General features: G+C 69.2%; 18 protein-coding genes. 2 read left to right on the top strand and 16 right to left on the bottom strand.

Annotation, left to right across the window (positions count from 1 at the left end; translation table 11 throughout):
• Positions 1-17 precede the first annotated feature (17 nt).
• From AC1C2T_RS10885 to AC1C2T_RS10815, 15 genes are all read right to left on the bottom strand, one after another.
• Entirely contained in the window at positions 18-176 is a 159-nt protein-coding gene (locus AC1C2T_RS10885; RefSeq protein WP_495350659.1) for a hypothetical protein, read from the bottom strand.
• A 74-nt stretch (positions 177-250) separates the two neighbouring features.
• Positions 251-1,381 (bottom strand): flavodoxin-dependent (E)-4-hydroxy-3-methylbut-2-enyl-diphosphate synthase, encoded by a 1,131-nt coding sequence (gene ispG / locus AC1C2T_RS10880; RefSeq protein ID WP_495362567.1) that lies wholly within the window; start codon positions 1,379-1,381, stop codon positions 251-253.
• 114 nt (positions 1,382-1,495) lie between these two features.
• Positions 1,496-2,587, bottom strand: a complete 1,092-nt coding sequence (locus AC1C2T_RS10875) for a YihY/virulence factor BrkB family protein (protein WP_495385270.1) — start codon at positions 2,585-2,587, stop codon at positions 1,496-1,498.
• A 477-nt stretch (positions 2,588-3,064) separates the two neighbouring features.
• Entirely contained in the window at positions 3,065-4,114 is a 1,050-nt protein-coding gene (locus tag AC1C2T_RS10870; protein ID WP_495385269.1) for an alpha/beta fold hydrolase, read from the bottom strand.
• 54 nt (positions 4,115-4,168) lie between these two features.
• Complete coding sequence (locus AC1C2T_RS10865) at positions 4,169-4,813, bottom strand: CoA transferase subunit B (protein ID WP_495385268.1); 645 nt, start codon at positions 4,811-4,813, stop codon at positions 4,169-4,171.
• Between the two features lies 1 nt (position 4,814).
• On the bottom strand, positions 4,815-5,588 hold the full coding sequence (locus tag AC1C2T_RS10860) for a CoA transferase subunit A (protein WP_495385267.1): 774 nt from the start codon (positions 5,586-5,588) through the stop codon (positions 4,815-4,817).
• Positions 5,585-6,484 carry an alpha/beta fold hydrolase gene (locus AC1C2T_RS10855; RefSeq protein ID WP_495385266.1) on the bottom strand — a complete coding sequence of 300 codons (900 nt, stop codon included), beginning with the start codon at positions 6,482-6,484 and terminating at the stop codon, positions 5,585-5,587. Before AC1C2T_RS10855 ends, AC1C2T_RS10860 begins: the two co-directional genes overlap by 4 nt.
• A complete protein-coding gene (locus AC1C2T_RS10850; protein WP_495362560.1) occupies positions 6,481-7,227 on the bottom strand; it encodes a 3-hydroxybutyrate dehydrogenase in 747 nt (248 codons plus the stop codon). Before AC1C2T_RS10850 ends, AC1C2T_RS10855 begins: the two co-directional genes overlap by 4 nt.
• Complete coding sequence (locus AC1C2T_RS10845) at positions 7,224-7,931, bottom strand: TetR/AcrR family transcriptional regulator (protein ID WP_495385265.1); 708 nt, start codon at positions 7,929-7,931, stop codon at positions 7,224-7,226. Before AC1C2T_RS10845 ends, AC1C2T_RS10850 begins: the two co-directional genes overlap by 4 nt.
• Positions 7,928-9,499: a class I adenylate-forming enzyme family protein gene (locus AC1C2T_RS10840; protein WP_495385264.1), complete on the bottom strand. Its 1,572-nt coding sequence runs from the start codon at positions 9,497-9,499 to the stop codon at positions 7,928-7,930. Before AC1C2T_RS10840 ends, AC1C2T_RS10845 begins: the two co-directional genes overlap by 4 nt.
• Complete coding sequence (locus tag AC1C2T_RS10835) at positions 9,492-10,694, bottom strand: branched-chain amino acid ABC transporter permease (RefSeq protein ID WP_495385263.1); 1,203 nt, start codon at positions 10,692-10,694, stop codon at positions 9,492-9,494. The genes AC1C2T_RS10840 and AC1C2T_RS10835 overlap by 8 nt, the downstream gene beginning before the upstream one ends.
• Positions 10,691-11,566 carry a branched-chain amino acid ABC transporter permease gene (locus tag AC1C2T_RS10830; RefSeq protein ID WP_495362556.1) on the bottom strand — a complete coding sequence of 292 codons (876 nt, stop codon included), beginning with the start codon at positions 11,564-11,566 and terminating at the stop codon, positions 10,691-10,693. The genes AC1C2T_RS10835 and AC1C2T_RS10830 overlap by 4 nt, the downstream gene beginning before the upstream one ends.
• On the bottom strand, positions 11,563-12,306 hold the full coding sequence (locus AC1C2T_RS10825) for an ABC transporter ATP-binding protein (RefSeq protein ID WP_495362555.1): 744 nt from the start codon (positions 12,304-12,306) through the stop codon (positions 11,563-11,565). Before AC1C2T_RS10825 ends, AC1C2T_RS10830 begins: the two co-directional genes overlap by 4 nt.
• The gene (locus tag AC1C2T_RS10820; RefSeq protein ID WP_495385262.1) at positions 12,303-13,058 is read right to left on the bottom strand and encodes an ABC transporter ATP-binding protein; all 756 of its coding nucleotides are present in this window, start codon (positions 13,056-13,058) and stop codon (positions 12,303-12,305) included. Before AC1C2T_RS10820 ends, AC1C2T_RS10825 begins: the two co-directional genes overlap by 4 nt.
• A 67-nt stretch (positions 13,059-13,125) precedes the next feature.
• Positions 13,126-14,322 (bottom strand): substrate-binding domain-containing protein, encoded by a 1,197-nt coding sequence (locus AC1C2T_RS10815; RefSeq protein WP_495385261.1) that lies wholly within the window; start codon positions 14,320-14,322, stop codon positions 13,126-13,128.
• A gap of 143 nt (positions 14,323-14,465) precedes the next feature.
• On the opposite strand from AC1C2T_RS10815, the gene AC1C2T_RS10810 reads away from it, so the two are divergent.
• Both AC1C2T_RS10810 and AC1C2T_RS10805 read left to right on the top strand, forming a co-directional pair.
• Positions 14,466-15,650, top strand: coding sequence for an acetyl-CoA C-acetyltransferase (locus AC1C2T_RS10810; protein WP_495385260.1), 1,185 nt, complete (start codon positions 14,466-14,468; stop codon positions 15,648-15,650).
• A 152-nt stretch (positions 15,651-15,802) separates the two neighbouring features.
• Positions 15,803-17,059: a low temperature requirement protein A gene (locus AC1C2T_RS10805; RefSeq protein ID WP_495385259.1), complete on the top strand. Its 1,257-nt coding sequence runs from the start codon at positions 15,803-15,805 to the stop codon at positions 17,057-17,059.
• A gap of 67 nt (positions 17,060-17,126) precedes the next feature.
• Here the strand turns inward: AC1C2T_RS10805 and AC1C2T_RS10800 are convergent, their stop codons facing one another.
• A complete protein-coding gene (locus tag AC1C2T_RS10800) occupies positions 17,127-17,438 on the bottom strand; it encodes an SHOCT domain-containing protein (protein ID WP_495362550.1) in 312 nt (103 codons plus the stop codon).
• Between the last annotated feature and the right edge of the window lie 37 nt (positions 17,439-17,475).

The following is a 17,475-nucleotide window of genomic DNA, read 5'->3' as shown; positions in this document are numbered from 1 at the left end:
ACTCGAGCCGTCGCCGGTCAGACGCCCTCGACGTCTTCCTCGTCGTCGAGCGCGAACTCCTCGAGATCGCCTTCGGCTGCCGTCGCAGCGTCGTCGGTGCCCTCGTGGAGCGTGCCCATGCCATCGGGATACCCCGCTTCGTCAGGGTATTCGAACTCGGTGCCGTCTCCGCTCATCGCGGTCTCCTCTCGCGATCGGATGCCGCAGGGCACCCGTTTTCGCCCACCCTACGCTCGGGCGGGGCCCGCGACTACGGGGTGAGCACCTCGGGCGTGCCGACCGGCGCGTCTGCGCCCATCTCGTCGGCGATGCGGTTGGCCTCTTCGATCAGGGTCGCGACGATCTCGGACTCGGGCACGGTCTTGATGACCTCGCCCTTCACGAAGATCTGGCCCTTGCCGTTGCCGGATGCCACGCCGAGGTCGGCTTCGCGAGCCTCGCCGGGGCCGTTGACGACGCAGCCCATGACGGCGACGCGGAGCGGCACGGTCATTCCTTCGAGACCGTCGGTCACGTCGTTCGCGAGCTTGTACACGTCGACCTGAGCGCGGCCGCACGACGGGCACGAGACGATCTCGAGCTTGCGCTCACGGAGGTTCAGCGACTGGAGGATCTGCAGGCCGACCTTGATCTCCTCGACGGGCGGAGCGGAAAGCGAGACGCGGATGGTGTCGCCGATGCCCTCGCCGAGCAGGATGCCGAACGCCGTCGCCGACTTGATCGTGCCCTGGAACGCGGGGCCCGCCTCGGTCACGCCGAGGTGCAGCGGCCAGTCGCCGCGCTCTGCGAGCAACCGGTAGGCCTTCACCATGACGATGGGGTCGTTGTGCTTGACCGAGATCTTGAAGTCGTGGAAGTCGTGCTCCTCGAAGAGGCTCGCCTCCCACACCGCCGACTCGACGAGCGCCTCGGGCGTCGCCTTGCCGTACTTCTGGAGCAGGCGCGGGTCGAGTGAGCCGGCGTTCACGCCGATGCGGAGTGACACGCCGGCCGCCTTCGCCGCGGTTGCGATCTCGCCGATGCGGTCGTCGAACTTGCGGATGTTGCCGGGGTTCACGCGCACAGCGGCGCAACCCGCGTCGATCGCGGCGAACACGTAGTTCGGCTGGAAGTGGATGTCGGCGATGACCGGGATCTGGCTCTTCTTCGCGATGATCGGCAAGGCTTCGGCGTCGTCGCGGCTCGGCACTGCGACCCGCACGATGTCGCAACCCGAAGCTGTGAGCTCGGCGATCTGCTGCAGGGTGGCGTTGATGTTCGTCGTGGGCGTCGTCGTCATCGACTGAACGCTCACCTGAGCGTCGCCGCCCACGAGCACCTTGCCCACCTTGATCTGGCGGGACTTGCGTCGCGGGGCCAGTACCTCAGGGACTTTGGGCATTCCGAGATTCACAGCAGGCACGATCCGAGTCTACTTCCGCACGAAGGGTCGGCGGCTGCGAAGCGGATGCCGCTCCGCTCAGCGCTCTTCGTGCATCTCGATCGGAGCGGCGGCCTACCGCCGCTCCTCACCCGAATTCTCGGCGTTCCCGTCGTCTTCGTCCGCGTGCTCCAAGCGGATCTTGCGGCCGAGCTCGATGTCTTCCTGCTCCTTCTTCGCAGCCTTGTCGCTCTTGCGGGTGTCGCGCGGCGGGAGCTGGATGTTCTCCTCGGCGCGGATGCCCGCCTGGAGCTGGCGTCCGCGCTCGAGCTCGGCGTCGAATTCCGCCCCGAAGAGCAGAGCGCAGTTCGCGAGCCAGAGCCAGAGCAGGAACACGATCGCGCCGGCGAAGGAGCCGTACGTGCGGTCGTAGTTCGAGAAGTTCGCCACGTAGAGCGCGAACCCGGCGGAGACGATCACGAGCACCACGATCGCGATCACGGCGCCGACGCTGATCCAGCGGAACTTCGGCTGCTTCGCATTCGGAGTGGCGTAGTAGAGGATCGCGATGGCGAGAATCACGGCGAGTGCCAGCAGTGGCCACTTCGCGATCTCCCAGACGATCGTGACGGCCTCTCCTAGGCCGAGTGCTTCGCCGAGCGCCTCGGTGACGGGCCCCGATACCACGAGGATGACCGCCATCACGACGATGAGCAGGAGCGTGATGATCGTCACGACGAGCTGCATCGGGCGCAGCTTCCAGAACGGGCGGCCCTCATCGATCTCGTAGATGGCGTTCATGCCCCGACTGAACGCGCCGACGTACCCGGAGGCCGACCAGATGGCGATCACCAGACCGGTCACGAACCCGAAGCCGGCCGCGGGCGACGTACTGAAGTCCTCGATCGGGCCGCGAATGACGTCGAGCACCTCACCGGGCGCCACTTGTTCGACGAAGCCGAAGATCTGGTCGATCGCACGCTGTCCCTGCCCGACCAGCGCGAGCAGCGACATGATGGCGAGCAGGCCCGGGAAGAGGGCGAGCACCCCGTAGTACGTGAGCGATGCGGCGCGGTCCAGGCACTCGTCGTCGATGAACTCACGGAAGCTCCTGCGAAGCACGTACATCCACGAGCTCTTGGAGACCTCGGCGGGCGTGTCGGGCTTGCGGTCGTCGTCGGGCGCCGGTGCCTCCTGCTTGGTACGGCTTCCTCCATCTGCGGCCACGGTGTCCTCCTCGATCGATGGATGCCTCGACGGTGCGCCGTGCGGACGAGCCGACGGCCGGTGGAGCGCCGACCTCGCCGGGCGGTGACTCGCCCGTGCTTCCAGTGTGGGACCGGGATCTTCCCTGCGACAGACCTTCCCGCCGGGGCCGGTCGCGCGCTATAGTGCAGCGCTCAGGCGAGCCCCGGTGTCGGAGTGCGTCCTCGCGGGTCCGCGCGACGTCGCGATCGCGACGCTTGCCGTTTCGGGGCCTGTGAACGTGACTCCGAAGCTCGGCATGCTGGGCGCTTCGCTCGCGGCCGTCGACGGCGAGGGGGTGACGGGGTTGCCACACAACCTGCGAGCAGTGTCGCAGCGAGCATCGCCGTAACGGTGATCGCGACTGCGTCGCTACGCGCATCTGCGCGCATTGCCTCGGGACACGGTATCGGTGCAGAGGGGCATTCCGGACGTCAGGGTCTGCCCCGATGCGCACCGTCAGACGGTCAGATGGGCGACGAGCGCGTCGCGGAACGCCTCGGGATGCTCGAGGTGCGGCGAGTGCCCGCAGTTCTCGAGCGCGAGCTCGGTGACGACACCACCGCGTGCCGCGTACTCCGCGAGCACCGCTCGCGTCTGCGACACCATCGGTTGGACCGAAGCGACCTCATCACCCGGCCAACCCGGGATGATGCCCGCCTTGCCGAGCTGGTTGAGATCGAAGAACGAGGCGTCTCCCACGATCGCGTCCTTCACGCCATGGATCCAGACGATGGGCGGCTTCACCTCGAGCTCGACGATCCCGACGGTGTTGAAGACGGTCGGCGCCATCGTGTTCAGCACCCCGCGACCGCCCGGCGCGAACCCCGGCCAGTTCTCGGAGGCCGCTGCATCGCCGGGGTAGTTGGCGAGCCCCGTTGCCGTCGAGAGCATCGACTCGATCCAGACGTCTTCATGCTCCGAGACGAAACCGGGCGCGACGTAGCTCGAGCGGTACACGGCTCGTGGCGAACCTGCCTCGTCGCTGCGGTCGCCGGCGGCGAGCCGCGCCACGAAGTCGGGGTTCGCTCCCCCGCCGCCGGTGCCCGCGGCATCCGGTGTCAGCAGCGAACCGTCGAGCGCCGTGCCGCCGAAACCGTACGGCGACACCGTCGACTGCAGGGTGAGGCTCGCGACGAGCTCGGGCCGGTCGAGCAGCAGCTGCATCGCCACGCCGCCGCCCATGCTCCAGCCGACGAGGTGCACGGCGCCGAGCTCGAGGGCATCGAGGACGGATGCCACGTCGTCGGAGAAGTCCCGAAGTCCGCGGGTGGCATCGACCGGCAGCGTCTCGCTGTCGCCGAACCCGCGCAGATCGACGGCGTACGCCGCGATCTCGGGCGGCAAGGCGAGCATCATCGGTTGCCAGAACAGCGATGACGAGACGTTGCCGTGCACGAAGACCACGGTCGCCGTCGGGGCATGCGCTCGCCGCTCGAGCACGCCGGCGACGAGACGCGGCGTCTCGACCGTGCGGGTGAGGATGCCGGGGAAGATCGTTTCGACCATGGTGCTGCTTTCTCGACGCTGGATCCGGGGGGTCTCGGTACGGCCCTGGCGGGCCTACTCGACCAGCGAGGAGGTGATGAGCGGCGGCTCGGTGGCGGCGACGACCTCGTCGACCGTCACCCCGGGAGCGCACTCGACGAGCCGCAGGCCTTCGGGCGTCACGTCGATGACGGCGAGGTCGGTGATGATGCGGTCGACGACGCGTCGTCCGGTGAGGGGCAACGAGCACTCGTTCACGATCTTCGCGGAGCCATCCTTCGCGACGTGTTCCATGAGCACGATCACCTTGCGGGCGCCGTGCACGAGATCCATCGCGCCGCCTGGGCCCTTCACCATCTTGCCGGGGATCATCCAGTTGGCGAGGTCACCCGTCGCCGACACCTGCATGGCGCCGAGGATGGCGGCGTCGATCTTGCCGCCGCGGATCATGCCGAAGCTCGTCGCCGAGTCGAAGTACGCGGCGCCGGGCAGCACCGTCACCGTCTCTTTCCCGGCGTTGATGAGGTCGGGATCGACCGCGTCGTCGCTCGGATACGGTCCGACACCGAGGATGCCGTTCTCGGACTGCAGCAGGATCGTGACGCCATCGGGCACGTAGTTCGGCACGAGCGTGGGCAGGCCGATGCCGAGGTTCACGTAGGAGCCGTCGGCGAGTTCGCGGGCCGCCCGGGCGGCCATCTCGAAGCGGGTCAGTGCCATCTCAGTTCCCCTCTTGCACGGTGCGGCGTTCGATGCGCTTCTCGATGTCAGGGCCGACGACGACGATGCGGTCGACGTAGATACCGGGCAGGTGCACGGCATCGGGATCGAGCTCGCCGGGCTCGACGACTTCCTCGACCTGCGCGATGCAGATGCGGCCGGCCATAGCCGCGAGGGGCGAGAAGTTGCGGGCCGACTTGTCGAAGACGAGGTTGCCGTAACGGTCGCCCTTCAGCGCATGCACGAGCGAGAAGTCGGTCGTGATCGCCTCTTCGAGCACGAATTCGCGCGGCTCGCCGGCGACGTCGAAGGTCTGTACGGGCTTCACCGGGCTGGCAACAGCGATCGTGCCGTCTGCGTGATAACGCCGGGGCAGCCCGCCCTCGGCGACCTGGGTGCCGACGCCGGTCTGGGTGAAGAATGCGGCGATGCCGCTGCCGCCGGCCCGAAGCTTCTCGGCGAGGGTGCCCTGCGGAGTCAGCTCGAGCTCGAGTTCGCCCGAGAGATACTGCCGCTCGAACTCCTTGTTCTCGCCGACGTATGACGAGGTCATCTTCGCGATGCGCTGCTTCGCGAGCAGCACCCCGAGCCCCCAGTCGTCGACGCCGCAGTTGTTCGAGACGACGGAGAGCCCGTCGACCCCTGCATCGAGCAGTGCCTGGATCAGCACCATGGGGATGCCGCAGAGCCCGAACCCGCCGACGGCGAGACTGGCGTCTGAAGGAATGTCGGAGACCGCCTCTTGAGCGGACCCGACGACTTTGTCGAGTGTCACGATGTACCTTCCTGTGTTTCCGCCGCCTCGATGCGGGCACGGATCACAGGGATCACGCTACCCGCGCCGGGCTCGGTCATGACGATCGTGTAGTGATTGACGTCGGCCACTTCGTGCACGACGAGTTGCGGCATCCGCTCGGCCCACTCGGCGACGAGCGCCTCTGCGTAGAGCGGCGCGGCGTCCTGGAGGCCGCGCGGTGCCCGGAAGAAGTCGACCGGGCCGGGCAGCGCCTCGAGCGCGTCGACGTATCCGTTCACCCCATCGAGCTGCACGGCGTTCTCCATGACAGCCGCCGCGACCGCTGAGCTGCGGAGATTCGGCTCCTCGCCGTCGAGGTCATACTCGACGTACGCCTCGATCGACGCGTTCCAGTACGGTCCGAGCGCCGGATGCCGCCGCCAGAAGGCGAGGTATGCCGCGCGATCGGGGAAGGTCATCGAGAGACGCTCGAGCGCCGGGCCGAGCAGCACCGCCGGCAGTTCCTCCTCTGGCACGCCCTCCGGGTTCGGCACCGGCAGGCCACCGTCGACGAGTACCAGGCCCGCGACCCGATCAGGGTGTCGCTGGGCAAGCCGCACCGAGACGAACGCCCCCATCGAATGGCCGACGACGTATGCCCGGTCGACGCCGAGGGCATCGAGTGCCGCAGCGACGTCGTCGGCGTGGCGTTCGAGGCTGTAGGGGCCGGGCAGGGCGTTGCTGCGTCCGCGGCCGCGCAAGTCGGGTGCGATCACACGGCGACCGTCGAGGCCGCCTGCCACGAGGTCCCAGTTGCGGTGGGTCGCCGAGATGCCGTGCACGGCGAGCACCGGCAGGCCAGGGGCATCCGCCCGCCACTGGCCGCCGGCCAGGATGCCGCCCTCGACGGGCGCGGCGAAAGGTGTCGACGTCACCGGGCGCTCCAGCCGCCGTCGATCGTGTAGCTCGCACCCGTGACCATGCCGGCCGACGGCCCGGCGAGCCAGAGCGCCAGGCTCGCGACCTCTTCGGGCTCGACGAGCCGCTTGACCGCCGATTCGGTCAACATCACCTTCGGCACCACCTCGGCCTCGGAGATGCCGTGCAGTCGCGCCTGGTCGGCGATCTGCTTCTCGACCAGCGGCGTTCGCACGTAGGCGGGATTGATGCAGTTCGAAGTGACGCCGTGCGCGCCGCCCTCGAGTGCGGTGACCTTCGAGAGGCCCTCGAGTCCGTGCTTCGCGGCGACATACGCCGACTTGTATGCCGAGGCGCGCAGCCCGTGCACGCTCGAGATGTTGATGACCCGGCCGAAGCCGCGTTCGTACATGCCGGGCAGGGCAGCGCGGATCAGCAGGAACGGCGCCTCGAGCATCACCCGGATGAGCAAGGAGAACCGCTCCGGCTCGAACTCCTCGATCGGCCGCACGTGCTGCAGGCCGGCGTTGTTGACGAGAATGTCGGCCTCGAGCGAGAGTTCGGCGAGCGCGGCGGTGTCGCCGAGGTCGACCTGCCACGCTTCGCCGCCGATCTCGCCGGCGACGCGTTCGGCCGCATCGCCGTTGAGGTCGGCGATCACGACGTGGGCGCCGACCTCGGCGAAGGCGCGCGCGCACGCCTCGCCGATGCCGCTCGCTCCCCCGGTGACGAGCGCGCGTCGCCCGCTGAGATCGGTCACGATTCCTCCTTGCCTGCCGCGTCGCTGCGCGGGCCTCTTGCGTCTTCGGTCATCGAGGCCGGCGCGGTGGCCGGTCGCCCGAGGGCACCCTCGATGAAGCGCATCATCTCGTCGAGCACGTGCGGGGGCACGGCTCGGGTGCCGCTGGCCGTCGGGTCGGCGTCGTCGCCGGGCTCGGCATCGCCATTGCCCCAGAGCACCCAGCGCATGCCGATCATCTCGCCGATGCCCATGAGCGCCCACGCGGCGACCGTCGGGTCGATATCGCCGATCTCGCCATCGTCGCTCGCCTCACGCAGGCCGTCGATGTACCCGTCGACGATGCGCGTGTAGTGCAGTCGCAGCGCGTCGGGCGAGACGAGCTCGGCCTCGCGCACGACCCGGTAGAGGGCCGGATGCTCCGCCGTGAACCTGAAGAAGGCCGCGAAGCCCGCTCGCTCGGCCTCGATGCGGGTGGTGGCACCGCGTGAGCCCTCGCTCATGGCCTGCCGCACGCGGTGGTTCAGGTCTTCGACGAGCTCGTTGAAGATGTCGAGCTTCGTCGCGAAGTAGAGGTAGAACGTGCCCTGTCCGACGCCGGCGTGGTCGGTGATGCGCGAGACGGATGCATCGTGGTAGCCATGGGCCGAGAACACGTGCTCTGCGGCCTCGAGCAGCCGGCGGCGGGTCTTCTCACCGCGTGCGGTGCGGGGTGCGGCGCTCATCTGGCGTCCTCCCGCCGGTACGTCGTTCCAGTGGAGGCAAGTGCGGTCGCACGCTCCACGAGCACGCGCCGCAGTACCTTGCCCGCGGTCGAGCGCGGCAGCTCGTCGACGAGGTGCACCTCGCGCGGCACCTTGAAGCGGGCGAGCGATTCGAGCGCGAAGTCGACGAGCTCGGCGGCATCCGTCGCGTGCCCGCGTGCGGCGACGACCCAGGCGACGCCGGCTTCGCCCCAGCGTTCGTCGGGGACCCCGACGACCGCGACCTCGGCGACGGCCGGGTGACCCATCAGCACCGCCTCGACCCCGGCTGGTGCGACGCCCTCGCCGCCGGAGATGTAGATGTCCTTGATGCGGTCGACGATCGTGAAGTAGCCGTCGCCGTCGCGGCGCACGAGGTCTCCGGTGTGCAGCCAGCCGTCGTGCAGTGCAGCTGCCGTGCCGGCCTGGTCGCGGAAGTACCCGGCGAACACCGATGGACCGCGCACGAGCAGCTCCCCTTCGCCTTCGCCGTCGAGACGTTCGCCGGTGACGGGATCGGCGACCGCGACGTCGACGTGCGGATACGGCTTGCCGGCCGAGCCGGCGCGGCTGCGCGCGTCTTCATCGGGCAGGCAGAGCACGTTGGGCGACGCCTCGGTGAGCCCGTAGCCCTGGGTGAGGGCGACGCCGCGCGCATGCCACGTGCGAAGCAGCGCCGGAGGCATCGGCGCGCCGCCGACGATGGCGTGTTCGAGGCTTGAGAGGTCGGTGCGTGCGAAGTCGGGGTGCTGGGCGAGGAAGAGGTAGTTCGCGGGCACGCCCATCATCGTCGTGATCCGCCGCTCCTGGATGAGGTGCAGCACCCGTCCGGGGTCGAAGGTGCGCTCGAGCACCACGGTCGCGCCGGTCCACCAGGCGAGCAGCGGCTGGATGTTCCAGCCGCCCACGTGGTACTGCGGCATGACCGCGAGTACCGTGTCGGCGGCACGCAACTCGGCGATGCGCGAGAACGAGAGGTTCGTCCAGAAGCAGTTCGCGTGGGTGAGCACCGCGCCCTTCGGCGTCGCGGTGGTGCCCGAGGTGAAGATGATGAGCATGGCATCGTCGTCGGCGACTGCGGTGCGTTCGGATGCCGGGGCCCGGACCTCGCGCGCCGGCGTGGGCACCTCGGCCTCGACGCCGTGAGCCCCGAGCGGTGCAGACGGGACGCGCCGCGGGAGCCGGGCGAGCGTCGCCTTGGCGAGTGACTCGAACTCGCTCTCGACGAGGAGGAGCGCTGGCTCGGCGATCTCGAGCTGGGTGGCGAGCTCTCGCGGGGCGAGCCTCCACGACAGCGGAACGAGCACGAGACCCGCCTTGGCGCACGCGAAGAAGAGCACGACGTGGTCGGCGCTGTTGCCGGTGATGGTCGCGACCCGGTCGCCGATCGCGAATCCCGCGTCGCGGAAGGCCGCCGCAAGTCGCTTCGCGCGCTCGTCGAGCTCACGATACGTGATCACGACGCCGCGGTCGTCGATCGCGATGCGATCGGGGGTCGCGCGGGCGCGATCGGCGGTCCAACGCCCCAGGGTGTGCATGCCGTCAGGCATCGGCGTTCTCCTCAGCTTCGGCCGGGTGCAGCTTCCGGCCCGAACGGATCCGTTGCGGAATCCCCGCGATCCCCCCGGGCAGGAACAGCACCACGAGAATGAAGAGCGTTCCCAGAATGAACAACGGCTCTGAGAGCGGGATGCGGAGAACATCGGGCAGGGCCGCGATCGCGTCCGAGCCCGCGAGCGCCGTCAGTCGCTGGTCGAGCAGTGTGTAGACGATACCGCCGACGATGGCACCCCAGCGATACCCCACCCCGCCGAGCACGACGATCACGAGCAGGGTCAGCGTGAAGTCGGCCGTCGCGACGCGCGGGGACGCCCCCGACTGCAGCAGCAGGTACCCCATGCCGGCGACCGCTGCGAGCACCGAGGCGACGATGAAGATGAGGAGCTTCACGTTGTAGGGGCGGATGCCGATGACGCGCACGCGCAGCTCGTTCTCGCGGGTCGCCTCGGCGACGTGACCGGCCCGGCTCTTCTCGACCCAGAGCACCACGAGATACACGAAGACGAGCACACCGAGTGCGACCCAGTAGAGGTTGCGGGTGTTGAGCACGCCGACGAGGGCGTCGGGCACGTTCGTGATGTCGAGCGAGAGCCCCTCGTCGCCGCCCGTCGCCCCGCCGGGATTGCGCCGGATGATGACCGACCCCGCCTGCGCGAACGCGAGGGTCACCATCGCGAAGGAGATGCCGGTGACCCGAAGCGCGAGCGCGCCGACTGTGGCCGCGAGCACGAGCCCCAGCACGAGCGTGACGACGATCGAGCCGAGGAAGATGAGCTCGCTCGGCCATGCGACCGGCGCGAACGCGTCGAGCGCCATTCCGAGCCCGTATGCGCCGGCCGCGAAGAAGAGCGCGTGCCCGAACGACAGCAGACCGGCGAGGCCGAACATCATGCGGTAACTGAGCGCGAGGGCGGCGATGAGCATCGCATAGGCGAGCAGCTGCAGCGTGCCCGGCGTGTAGGTCGGGCCGGGCAGCACGCCCGGGATGTCGATCGCGAGAAGTGGAAGCACGGCGAGCAGCACCACGAGTGCAGCGCCGCCGAGCGCGAGCCACAGGCGCCGTCGAGCGAATGCCGCGGTGCCCGTCGGTGTCGTCGTGGGAGCGGATGCCGCAGCATCCGTCGTCTGTTGGGCCCCGCCCTGGGCCTTCGGCGCCCTGAGCTTGTCGATGGGTCGAAGTTTCATGCGACCTTCCCCATGAGTCCGCGCGGGCGGATGAGCAGCACCGCGGCGAGCGCGATGACGACGACCAGGTCGCCCGTGCCGCCGAGGTAGAAGTTGGCGAACTGCTGCAGCACGGCGACGAGCACCGAGGCGATCGCCGCCCCAGTCAGCGATCCGAGCCCGCCGATCACCGTGACGATGAATGCGAAGATGAGCAGCGTCGAGCCGAGGTGGGCCGACACGTAGCCGTAGTAGACCGAGGCGAGCACGCCGCCGAGTCCTGCGGCGGCTCCGCCGATGGCGAAGACGAGCGTGAACGAGCGGCGCACGTCGATGCCGAGCGCGGTGACCATCGATCGGTTCTCGACGCCCGCGCGGATGATGAGGCCGTAGCGGGTCCTGCGCAGGAAGAGCACGATGCCGCCGAGCACGAGGAGCGCGCAGGCGATGAGCAGGAACCGGTCGTTCGGGATCTTCGCACCGAGGATCACGGTGGTCTGGCCGAGCCAGTCCGGCTTGTCGGTGTAGATCGGGTCGGTGCCCCAGATGCCCTCGAAGAGCGCGACGCTCGCGAGGGAGAGCCCGACGGTGACGAGGGCCTGCTCGATGTGCCGTTCGTAGAGGCGGCGGATGAGCAGGTACTCGGTGAGCGCCGCGACGATCGCGCCGACCGCGATGCCGACGAGTGCCGAGAGTGCGAGCCCCCACCAGGTGCCGTCGGAGACACGACGGCCGACCTCCCATCCGAGGAAGGCCGAGATCGTCAGGAACGAGCCGTGGGCGAAGTTCAGCACGCCCATGAGGCCGTAGATGAGTGAGAGTCCGCTCGCGACGAGGAAGTAGAGGGCGCCGAGGCCGAGGCCCGTGATGACGAGGAGGACGACGGTGCTCATCGGGTGCTCCCCTCGGGTGCGGCATCGGCATCGTGCACGCCGAGGTAGCGCTGGATGCGATCTTCGTCGTCGAGGAGTTCGGCGGCGTCGCCCGTGAAGACGACCCGGCCGCCTGAGAGCACGACGACGCGCTCCGCGAGCTTCCGAATGACGTGCAGGTTCTGTTCGACGAGGAGCATCGGCACGGTGCGCGCCGCTTCGGCGAGCGCGATCGCGACGTCGTCGACGATCTTGGGCGCGAGCCCCTTGGTGGGCTCGTCGACGAGGAGGAGCCGGTTCTCGTTCACGAGCGCCCTGGCGAGGGAGACCATCTGCTGCTGCCCTCCGGAGAGCGTGCCTGCCCGCTGGGCACGGCGGTCGTGGATGTCGGGGAAGAGCGCGGCGATGAGATCACGTCGCGGCCGGTCGTCGCGTTCGGCGAGTCGCAGGTTCTCGGCGACCGTGAGGGAGCCGAAGACCTCGCGGTCCTCGGGCACGTAGCCGACGCCCTGTTGCACGATGCGATGGGTGGGCAGCCGGTCGATGCGCTCGCCCGCGAGCACGACCTCGCCGCTGCGCTCGATGAGTCCGAGGATCGACTTGATCGTCGAGGTCTTGCCGACGCCGTTGCGTCCGAGCAGGGCGGTGACACCCGTGGCCGGCACCTCGAAGGAGACGTCTTCGACGACCTGCTGGCCCCCGATGCGCCCCGAGAGGCCTCGCACCGAGAGGATCGGGGTCGCGGTTGTCGGCGTGCTCACACCGTCTCCCCGAGATAGGCGGACTGCACGGTGGGATTCGCCATCACGGCCTCCGGGGTGTCGACGGCGAGCAGTTCACCGTGATGCATGACGGCCACTCGATCGACGAGGCCCAGCACGACCTCCATGTGGTGCTCGACCATGAGCACGGTGCGCCCGCCGCGGTGCAGGCTCCGGATCACCTCGGTGATCGCCGGCACGTCGCCCGAGGCGACACCGGCCATCGGCTCATCCAGCAAGATCACCTTCGGGTCCATCGCGATGAGCATGGCAATCTCGAGCTTGCGCTTCTCACCATGCGCGAGCCCGGCGGCCTGCGCATCGGCGCGGTGCTCGAGGCCCACTTCGGCGAGAGCGTCGAGCGCGCGTGCGCTCGCGGCATCCGTCGCCCTCGGAATGCGGAAGACCGAGGTCGAGCCGCCCGCATGGGCCTGCGCCGCGAGCCGCACGTTCTCCTGCACGCTCAGTGCGGCGAAGAGACTCGATGTCTGGAAGGTGCGGCCGAGCCCGGCGGCCGCCCTGCGATGGATCGGTTCGCGCGTGACGTCGACGCCGTCGATGGCGACGCTGCCGTCGCTGGGCCGCACGACGCCCGAGATGACGTTGAAGAGCGTCGTCTTGCCCGCACCGTTCGGGCCGATGACACCGAGCATCTCGCCGGTCGGCACCTCGAGTGAGATGTCGTGGAGGATGCGGGCGCCGCCGATGCGGAGGCCGATGTGCTCGAGGCTGAGCATCGCTGGGTGGGTCATGGTCGCCTTACTGCGAGTTCGGGTGGCGGGGCGGCGGCCGCGTTCGGGAGCGCGGCCGCCGCTCTGGTCACTTGCCGGCGACCGGCGGGGCGACCGTCTCGGCGTCGACCGTGTCGACGAGTTCCGGCAACCAGCCGGCGCCGTCTTGCACGAGCTTGGCCTGGTACATCGGCTGGATCATGGCGTGGTCGTCGGCTCGCACCGTGATCTCGCCTTTCACCGAGTCGAAGGTCCAGCCCTCGAGCGCGGCGATCATGCCGTCGACGGTGTCGCCGCCTTCGCGCACGGCCTGCACGATCATCTGCGCCGCGACGAAGCCGTCGGGCGAGAACAGGTCGGGGGTGGCGCCCGCGGCATCGAGGTGCTCGATCATCGCAGCCTCGATGTCAGTGCCCGCGGCCCCGCCGAAGTAGTGGTTCAGGAACGAGATGTCACTCGAGGCGTCACCGTACGCACCGTAGGTCGCGACGTCGCCGAGGCCGGTCACGACCGGCACCTGCCCGAACACGCCCTGCTGCGAGAGCGAGGTCCACATGGCGCCCGACGAGGCGCCGGCCCACGCGACGAAGACGAGGTCGGGTGCCGCATCGACGAGCTGTTGGGCGAAGGGGGTGAACTCGGTCGCGTCCTCGGCGACGAGCACACCCTCGACGGTTGCCCCCTGCCCGCCGAGCACGGCTTGGACGCCGGCGAGGTTGCCTTGCCCGAAGGCGTTGTCCTGCGCGAAGACGACGACCTTCTTGCCGGCGGGGTCGCCGATGAAGGTGCCCGCCGTGGCGACATCCTGGTACGTCTGGCGACCCGAGCGGAACGTGTACTCGTTGACGCCGGTGATGGCGTCGGCCGCAGCGGGGCCCGAGATGTAGAGGATCTGGTTCTGCGCAGCCTGCTCGGCGAGCGCCGTCGCGATGCCCGATGCGGCGGTGCCGGCGAGGATCTGGTAGCCCTGCCCGATGAAGTCCTTCGCCTTCGAGACGGCGGTGTCGGGGTTGCCCTGGTCATCGGCCCACTCGATCTCGAGTTCGCGGCCGTCGACCGTGCCGGTGCCGTCGGTCGCGTAGTCGAGGCCGGCTTCGAAACCGGCGGTGTACGCCTCGCCGTACGCGGCGAGCGGTCCGGTCTGGCTCGTGAGCATCGCGATCTTCACGGGCGCTGCGGCATCCGTCGACCCGGCGTTGCCGGTGGTGGTCGGGGCGCACCCGACCAGTGCAATGGTCGCGGCGGCGATGACGGCCGTCGCGAGGTACTTCTTCGTAGCCCGCATGGATGTGCCTCTCAACAGTGGATGGCTGAATGTGATGTGGATCGTGTGGTGCATTCGCAAACCTGACAGCTGGTTCAGGTCTCAGGAAAGTACAATAGGCTGAGAGCAGTGCCGCTCGCAACCCGAACGAAGGAGTCCTGGAAATGAGCATCCCCGACGTCGTCATCATTGCGGGGGCACGCACCCCGTTCGCCCGCATCAACGGCAACCTCGCGGGCCAGACGGCGGTCGAGCTCGGCACCGTCGCCATCCGCGGCGCACTCGAGAAGGCCGGGGTCTCTCCCGACGACGTCGACGCCGTGATCATGGGCCAGGTGCTCCAGGCCGGCGCCGGCCAGAACCCCGCGAAGCAATCCGCCGTGGCCGCCGGCATCCCCTGGCGCGTGCCGGCCACGACGGTCAACAAGGTGTGCCTCTCGGGCCTCGTCGCCATCACGGATGCTGCGCGGTTGATCCGCCTCGGCGAGGCATCCGTCGTCGTGGCCGGCGGCCAGGAGTCGATGACCAATGCCCCGCACCTGCTGCCCGGCTCTCGCCGCGGCCAGCCGTACGGCTCCTGGGAGCTGCTCGACCACGCCGCCCACGACGGCCTCACCGACGCCTTCGACCATGACTCCATGGGCGCGTCGACCGAGCGCTTCAACGGCCGATACGAACTCACGCGCGCGGCGCAAGACGAGATCGCGGCTGCATCGCACAAGCGCGCCGGCGCTGCACAGGCCGGCGGCGTCTTCGCCGACGAGATCGTTTCGGTCGAGATCCCCCAGCGCAAGGGCGACCCCGTGATCGTCACCGAAGACCAAGGCGTGCGCCCCGACTCCACGGTCGAGGTACTCGGCAGGCTCCGCCCCGCGTTCTCCGCCGAGGGCACGATCACCGCCGGCAACTCCTCGCCGCTCTCCGACGGAGCCGCGGCGGTCATCGTCGCCAGCCGCGACTGGGCCGAGTCGCGCGGGCTCCCCTGGCTCGCACTCGTGGGCGCCGCGGGCCAAGTGGCCGGCCCCGACAACTCGCTGCACGCCCAGCCCGCCAACGCGATCGCCGCAGCGCTCGAGAAGTCGGGCGGCACAGCCGCCGAGCTCGACCTCATCGAGATCAACGAGGCCTTCGCAGCCGTGTCGCTCGAGTCGGCGCGTGAGCTCGGCGTCTCGGCCGACGTCGTCAACGTGCACGGCGGCGCCATCGCGGTCGGGCATCCCATCGGAGCATCCGGTGCCAGGCTCGCGCTGCACGCCGCGCTCGAACTCTCCCGTCGCGGCGGAGGCCGCGCAGCGGTCGCGCTCTGCGGCGGCGGCGGGCAGGGCGAGGCGCTGCTGTTGTCGCGCTGACCCACCCGCGCGAACGCTGATCGAGTAGTGCAACGCTGATCGAGCAGCGAGTGCCGGCGAGCGTATCGAGATCCCCCCACGGGAACCTCGGTACAGCTCCTCCACCGTCGGGCGCTACTCCACCGACGGAACCGCGTGGCAAGATGTGCCGCATGACCGAGGTGACGCATCCGGCGCTCGACCACCGCCTGCGGCGCATGGTCGGCCGCGACCCCGACGAGCCGAACCGCGCCTCGACACCGCTCGAGCTCCTCTTCGATCTCACGGTCGTGGTGGCCTTCAGCCTGGCCGGCACGCAGACCGCGCATCTCCTCGAGATCGGCCACTGGGGCCCCGCGATCGGCGGCTTCTGCTTCGCGGTGTTCGCCATCTGGTGGGCGTGGCTCAACTACTCGTGGCTCGCGTCGGCGTACGACAACGACGACGTCTTCTTCCGAGTGGCGACCATGGTCGAGATGCTGGGTTCGCTCGTCGTCGCGCTCGGTCTTCCGGCGCTGTTCCATTCACTCGACGAAGGCGAGCACGTCGACAACGGCGTCGTGGTCGCCGGCTACGTCGTGATGCGCGTCGCCACGATCGCGCTCTGGCTTCGTGCCGCGCGCCACGACCCGTCGCGCCGCCGCACCGCGCTCACGTACGTCGTCTTCGTCTCGGCGGCGCAACTCGGGTGGGTGGTGCTCATCTTCGTGAATCTGCCGCTCTGGCCGACGATCGTGTTCACGGTGCTCTGCATCCTCGTCGAGGTCGCCGGCCCGTACATCGCCGAGCACCGGCCCGACGGCGGAACCCCGTGGCACGCCCATCACATCGCCGAGCGCTACGGACTGCTCGTCATCATCACGCTCGGCGAGATCGTGCTGGGAACGATCCTCGCGATCTCGGCGGTGATCGAGGAGCAGGGGTGGTCGGTCGAGACGATCGCCGTCGCGTTCGGCGGCACGGCCCTCGCGTTCGGACTGTGGTGGGTGTACTTCACGATGCCCTCGGGCGACGTGCTGACGAAGTTCCGTCAACGCGGGTTCGTCTGGGGTTACGCGCACTACTTCATCTTCGCGGCCCTCGCCGCAACGGGTGCCGGGCTGCACGTCGCCGCGTTCGAGATCGAGGGCGTCGCGCACATCGGCATCGTGGCGGTGCTACTCACGGTCGTGATCCCGGTCGCCGTGTTCATGGTCACCCTGTTCTCCGTCTACTCATTGCTCCTCCGGCAGTTCGACCCGTTCCGCATGTGGCTCTCCATCGGGAGCATCGCGGCCCTCGCGCTCGCCGTGGTCGCCGTTGCCCTGGGGGCGAGTTTCGGGGCCGGCATCCTGATCACCGCGGCGGCACCCTTCGTCGTCATCGTCGGGTACGAGACCGTCGGGCACCGTCACCAGGCTGCCGCACTCGAACGGGCACTCGGCGGCTGAGACACGGATGCCGCATCGCACACGACGAGGGGCGGACGCCGAAGCATCAGCCCCTCGTCGTCGCCCGTCAGGCGTTCGGCCGGTTCGTGCGCAGCACCTCGAGGCGTGCGCGGTACTCGGTCTCGTCGATGTCTCCCTTCGCGAAGCGCTCGGCGAGCGTCGACTCGGCGCTCGAGCTGCCGCCGCGCATCCACGGTGGGCCGTACGAACCATCGGGTCCGTCGTGCGCCCAAGCGCGTCGGCGACGGCTGACTGCGAAGATGATCAGGCCGATGACGAGAATCCAGAAGATCGGGATGAGGAAGAAGATCCATCCGAACCCGGCCGCCCAGGGGCCGGCGTGAGTGACCACCGCGGTGGTGGCGAGGGTGGAGAGCATTTGTGTTCCCTTGATCGTGCAGCCTGCTGATCAGGCC

Source organism: Agromyces sp. Y558 (genome assembly GCF_059445415.1).
This window is presented reverse-complemented; position numbering and strand designations above follow the sequence as displayed.

What these genes read in the sequence shown, in the direction of transcription:
- AC1C2T_RS10870 (WP_495385269.1), bottom strand. Translation starts at nt 4,114, where the DNA reads ATGGTCGAAACGATCTTCCCCGGCATCCTCACCCGCACGGTCGAGACG.
- AC1C2T_RS10845 (WP_495385265.1), bottom strand. Translation starts at nt 7,931, where the DNA reads ATGAGCGCCGCACCCCGCACCGCACGCGGTGAGAAGACCCGCCGCCGG.
- AC1C2T_RS10885 (WP_495350659.1), bottom strand. Translation starts at nt 176, where the DNA reads ATGAGCGGAGACGGCACCGAGTTCGAATACCCTGACGAAGCGGGGTAT.
- AC1C2T_RS10800 (WP_495362550.1), bottom strand. Translation starts at nt 17,438, where the DNA reads ATGCTCTCCACCCTCGCCACCACCGCGGTGGTCACTCACGCCGGCCCC.
- AC1C2T_RS10835 (WP_495385263.1), bottom strand. Translation starts at nt 10,694, where the DNA reads ATGAAACTTCGACCCATCGACAAGCTCAGGGCGCCGAAGGCCCAGGGC.
- AC1C2T_RS10805 (WP_495385259.1), top strand. Translation starts at nt 15,803, where the DNA reads ATGACCGAGGTGACGCATCCGGCGCTCGACCACCGCCTGCGGCGCATG.
- AC1C2T_RS10830 (WP_495362556.1), bottom strand. Translation starts at nt 11,566, where the DNA reads ATGAGCACCGTCGTCCTCCTCGTCATCACGGGCCTCGGCCTCGGCGCC.
- ispG (WP_495362567.1), bottom strand. Translation starts at nt 1,381, where the DNA reads ATGCCCAAAGTCCCTGAGGTACTGGCCCCGCGACGCAAGTCCCGCCAG.
- AC1C2T_RS10810 (WP_495385260.1), top strand. Translation starts at nt 14,466, where the DNA reads ATGAGCATCCCCGACGTCGTCATCATTGCGGGGGCACGCACCCCGTTC.
- AC1C2T_RS10815 (WP_495385261.1), bottom strand. Translation starts at nt 14,322, where the DNA reads ATGCGGGCTACGAAGAAGTACCTCGCGACGGCCGTCATCGCCGCCGCG.
- AC1C2T_RS10820 (WP_495385262.1), bottom strand. Translation starts at nt 13,058, where the DNA reads ATGACCCACCCAGCGATGCTCAGCCTCGAGCACATCGGCCTCCGCATC.
- AC1C2T_RS10840 (WP_495385264.1), bottom strand. Translation starts at nt 9,499, where the DNA reads ATGCCTGACGGCATGCACACCCTGGGGCGTTGGACCGCCGATCGCGCC.
- AC1C2T_RS10865 (WP_495385268.1), bottom strand. Translation starts at nt 4,813, where the DNA reads ATGGCACTGACCCGCTTCGAGATGGCCGCCCGGGCGGCCCGCGAACTC.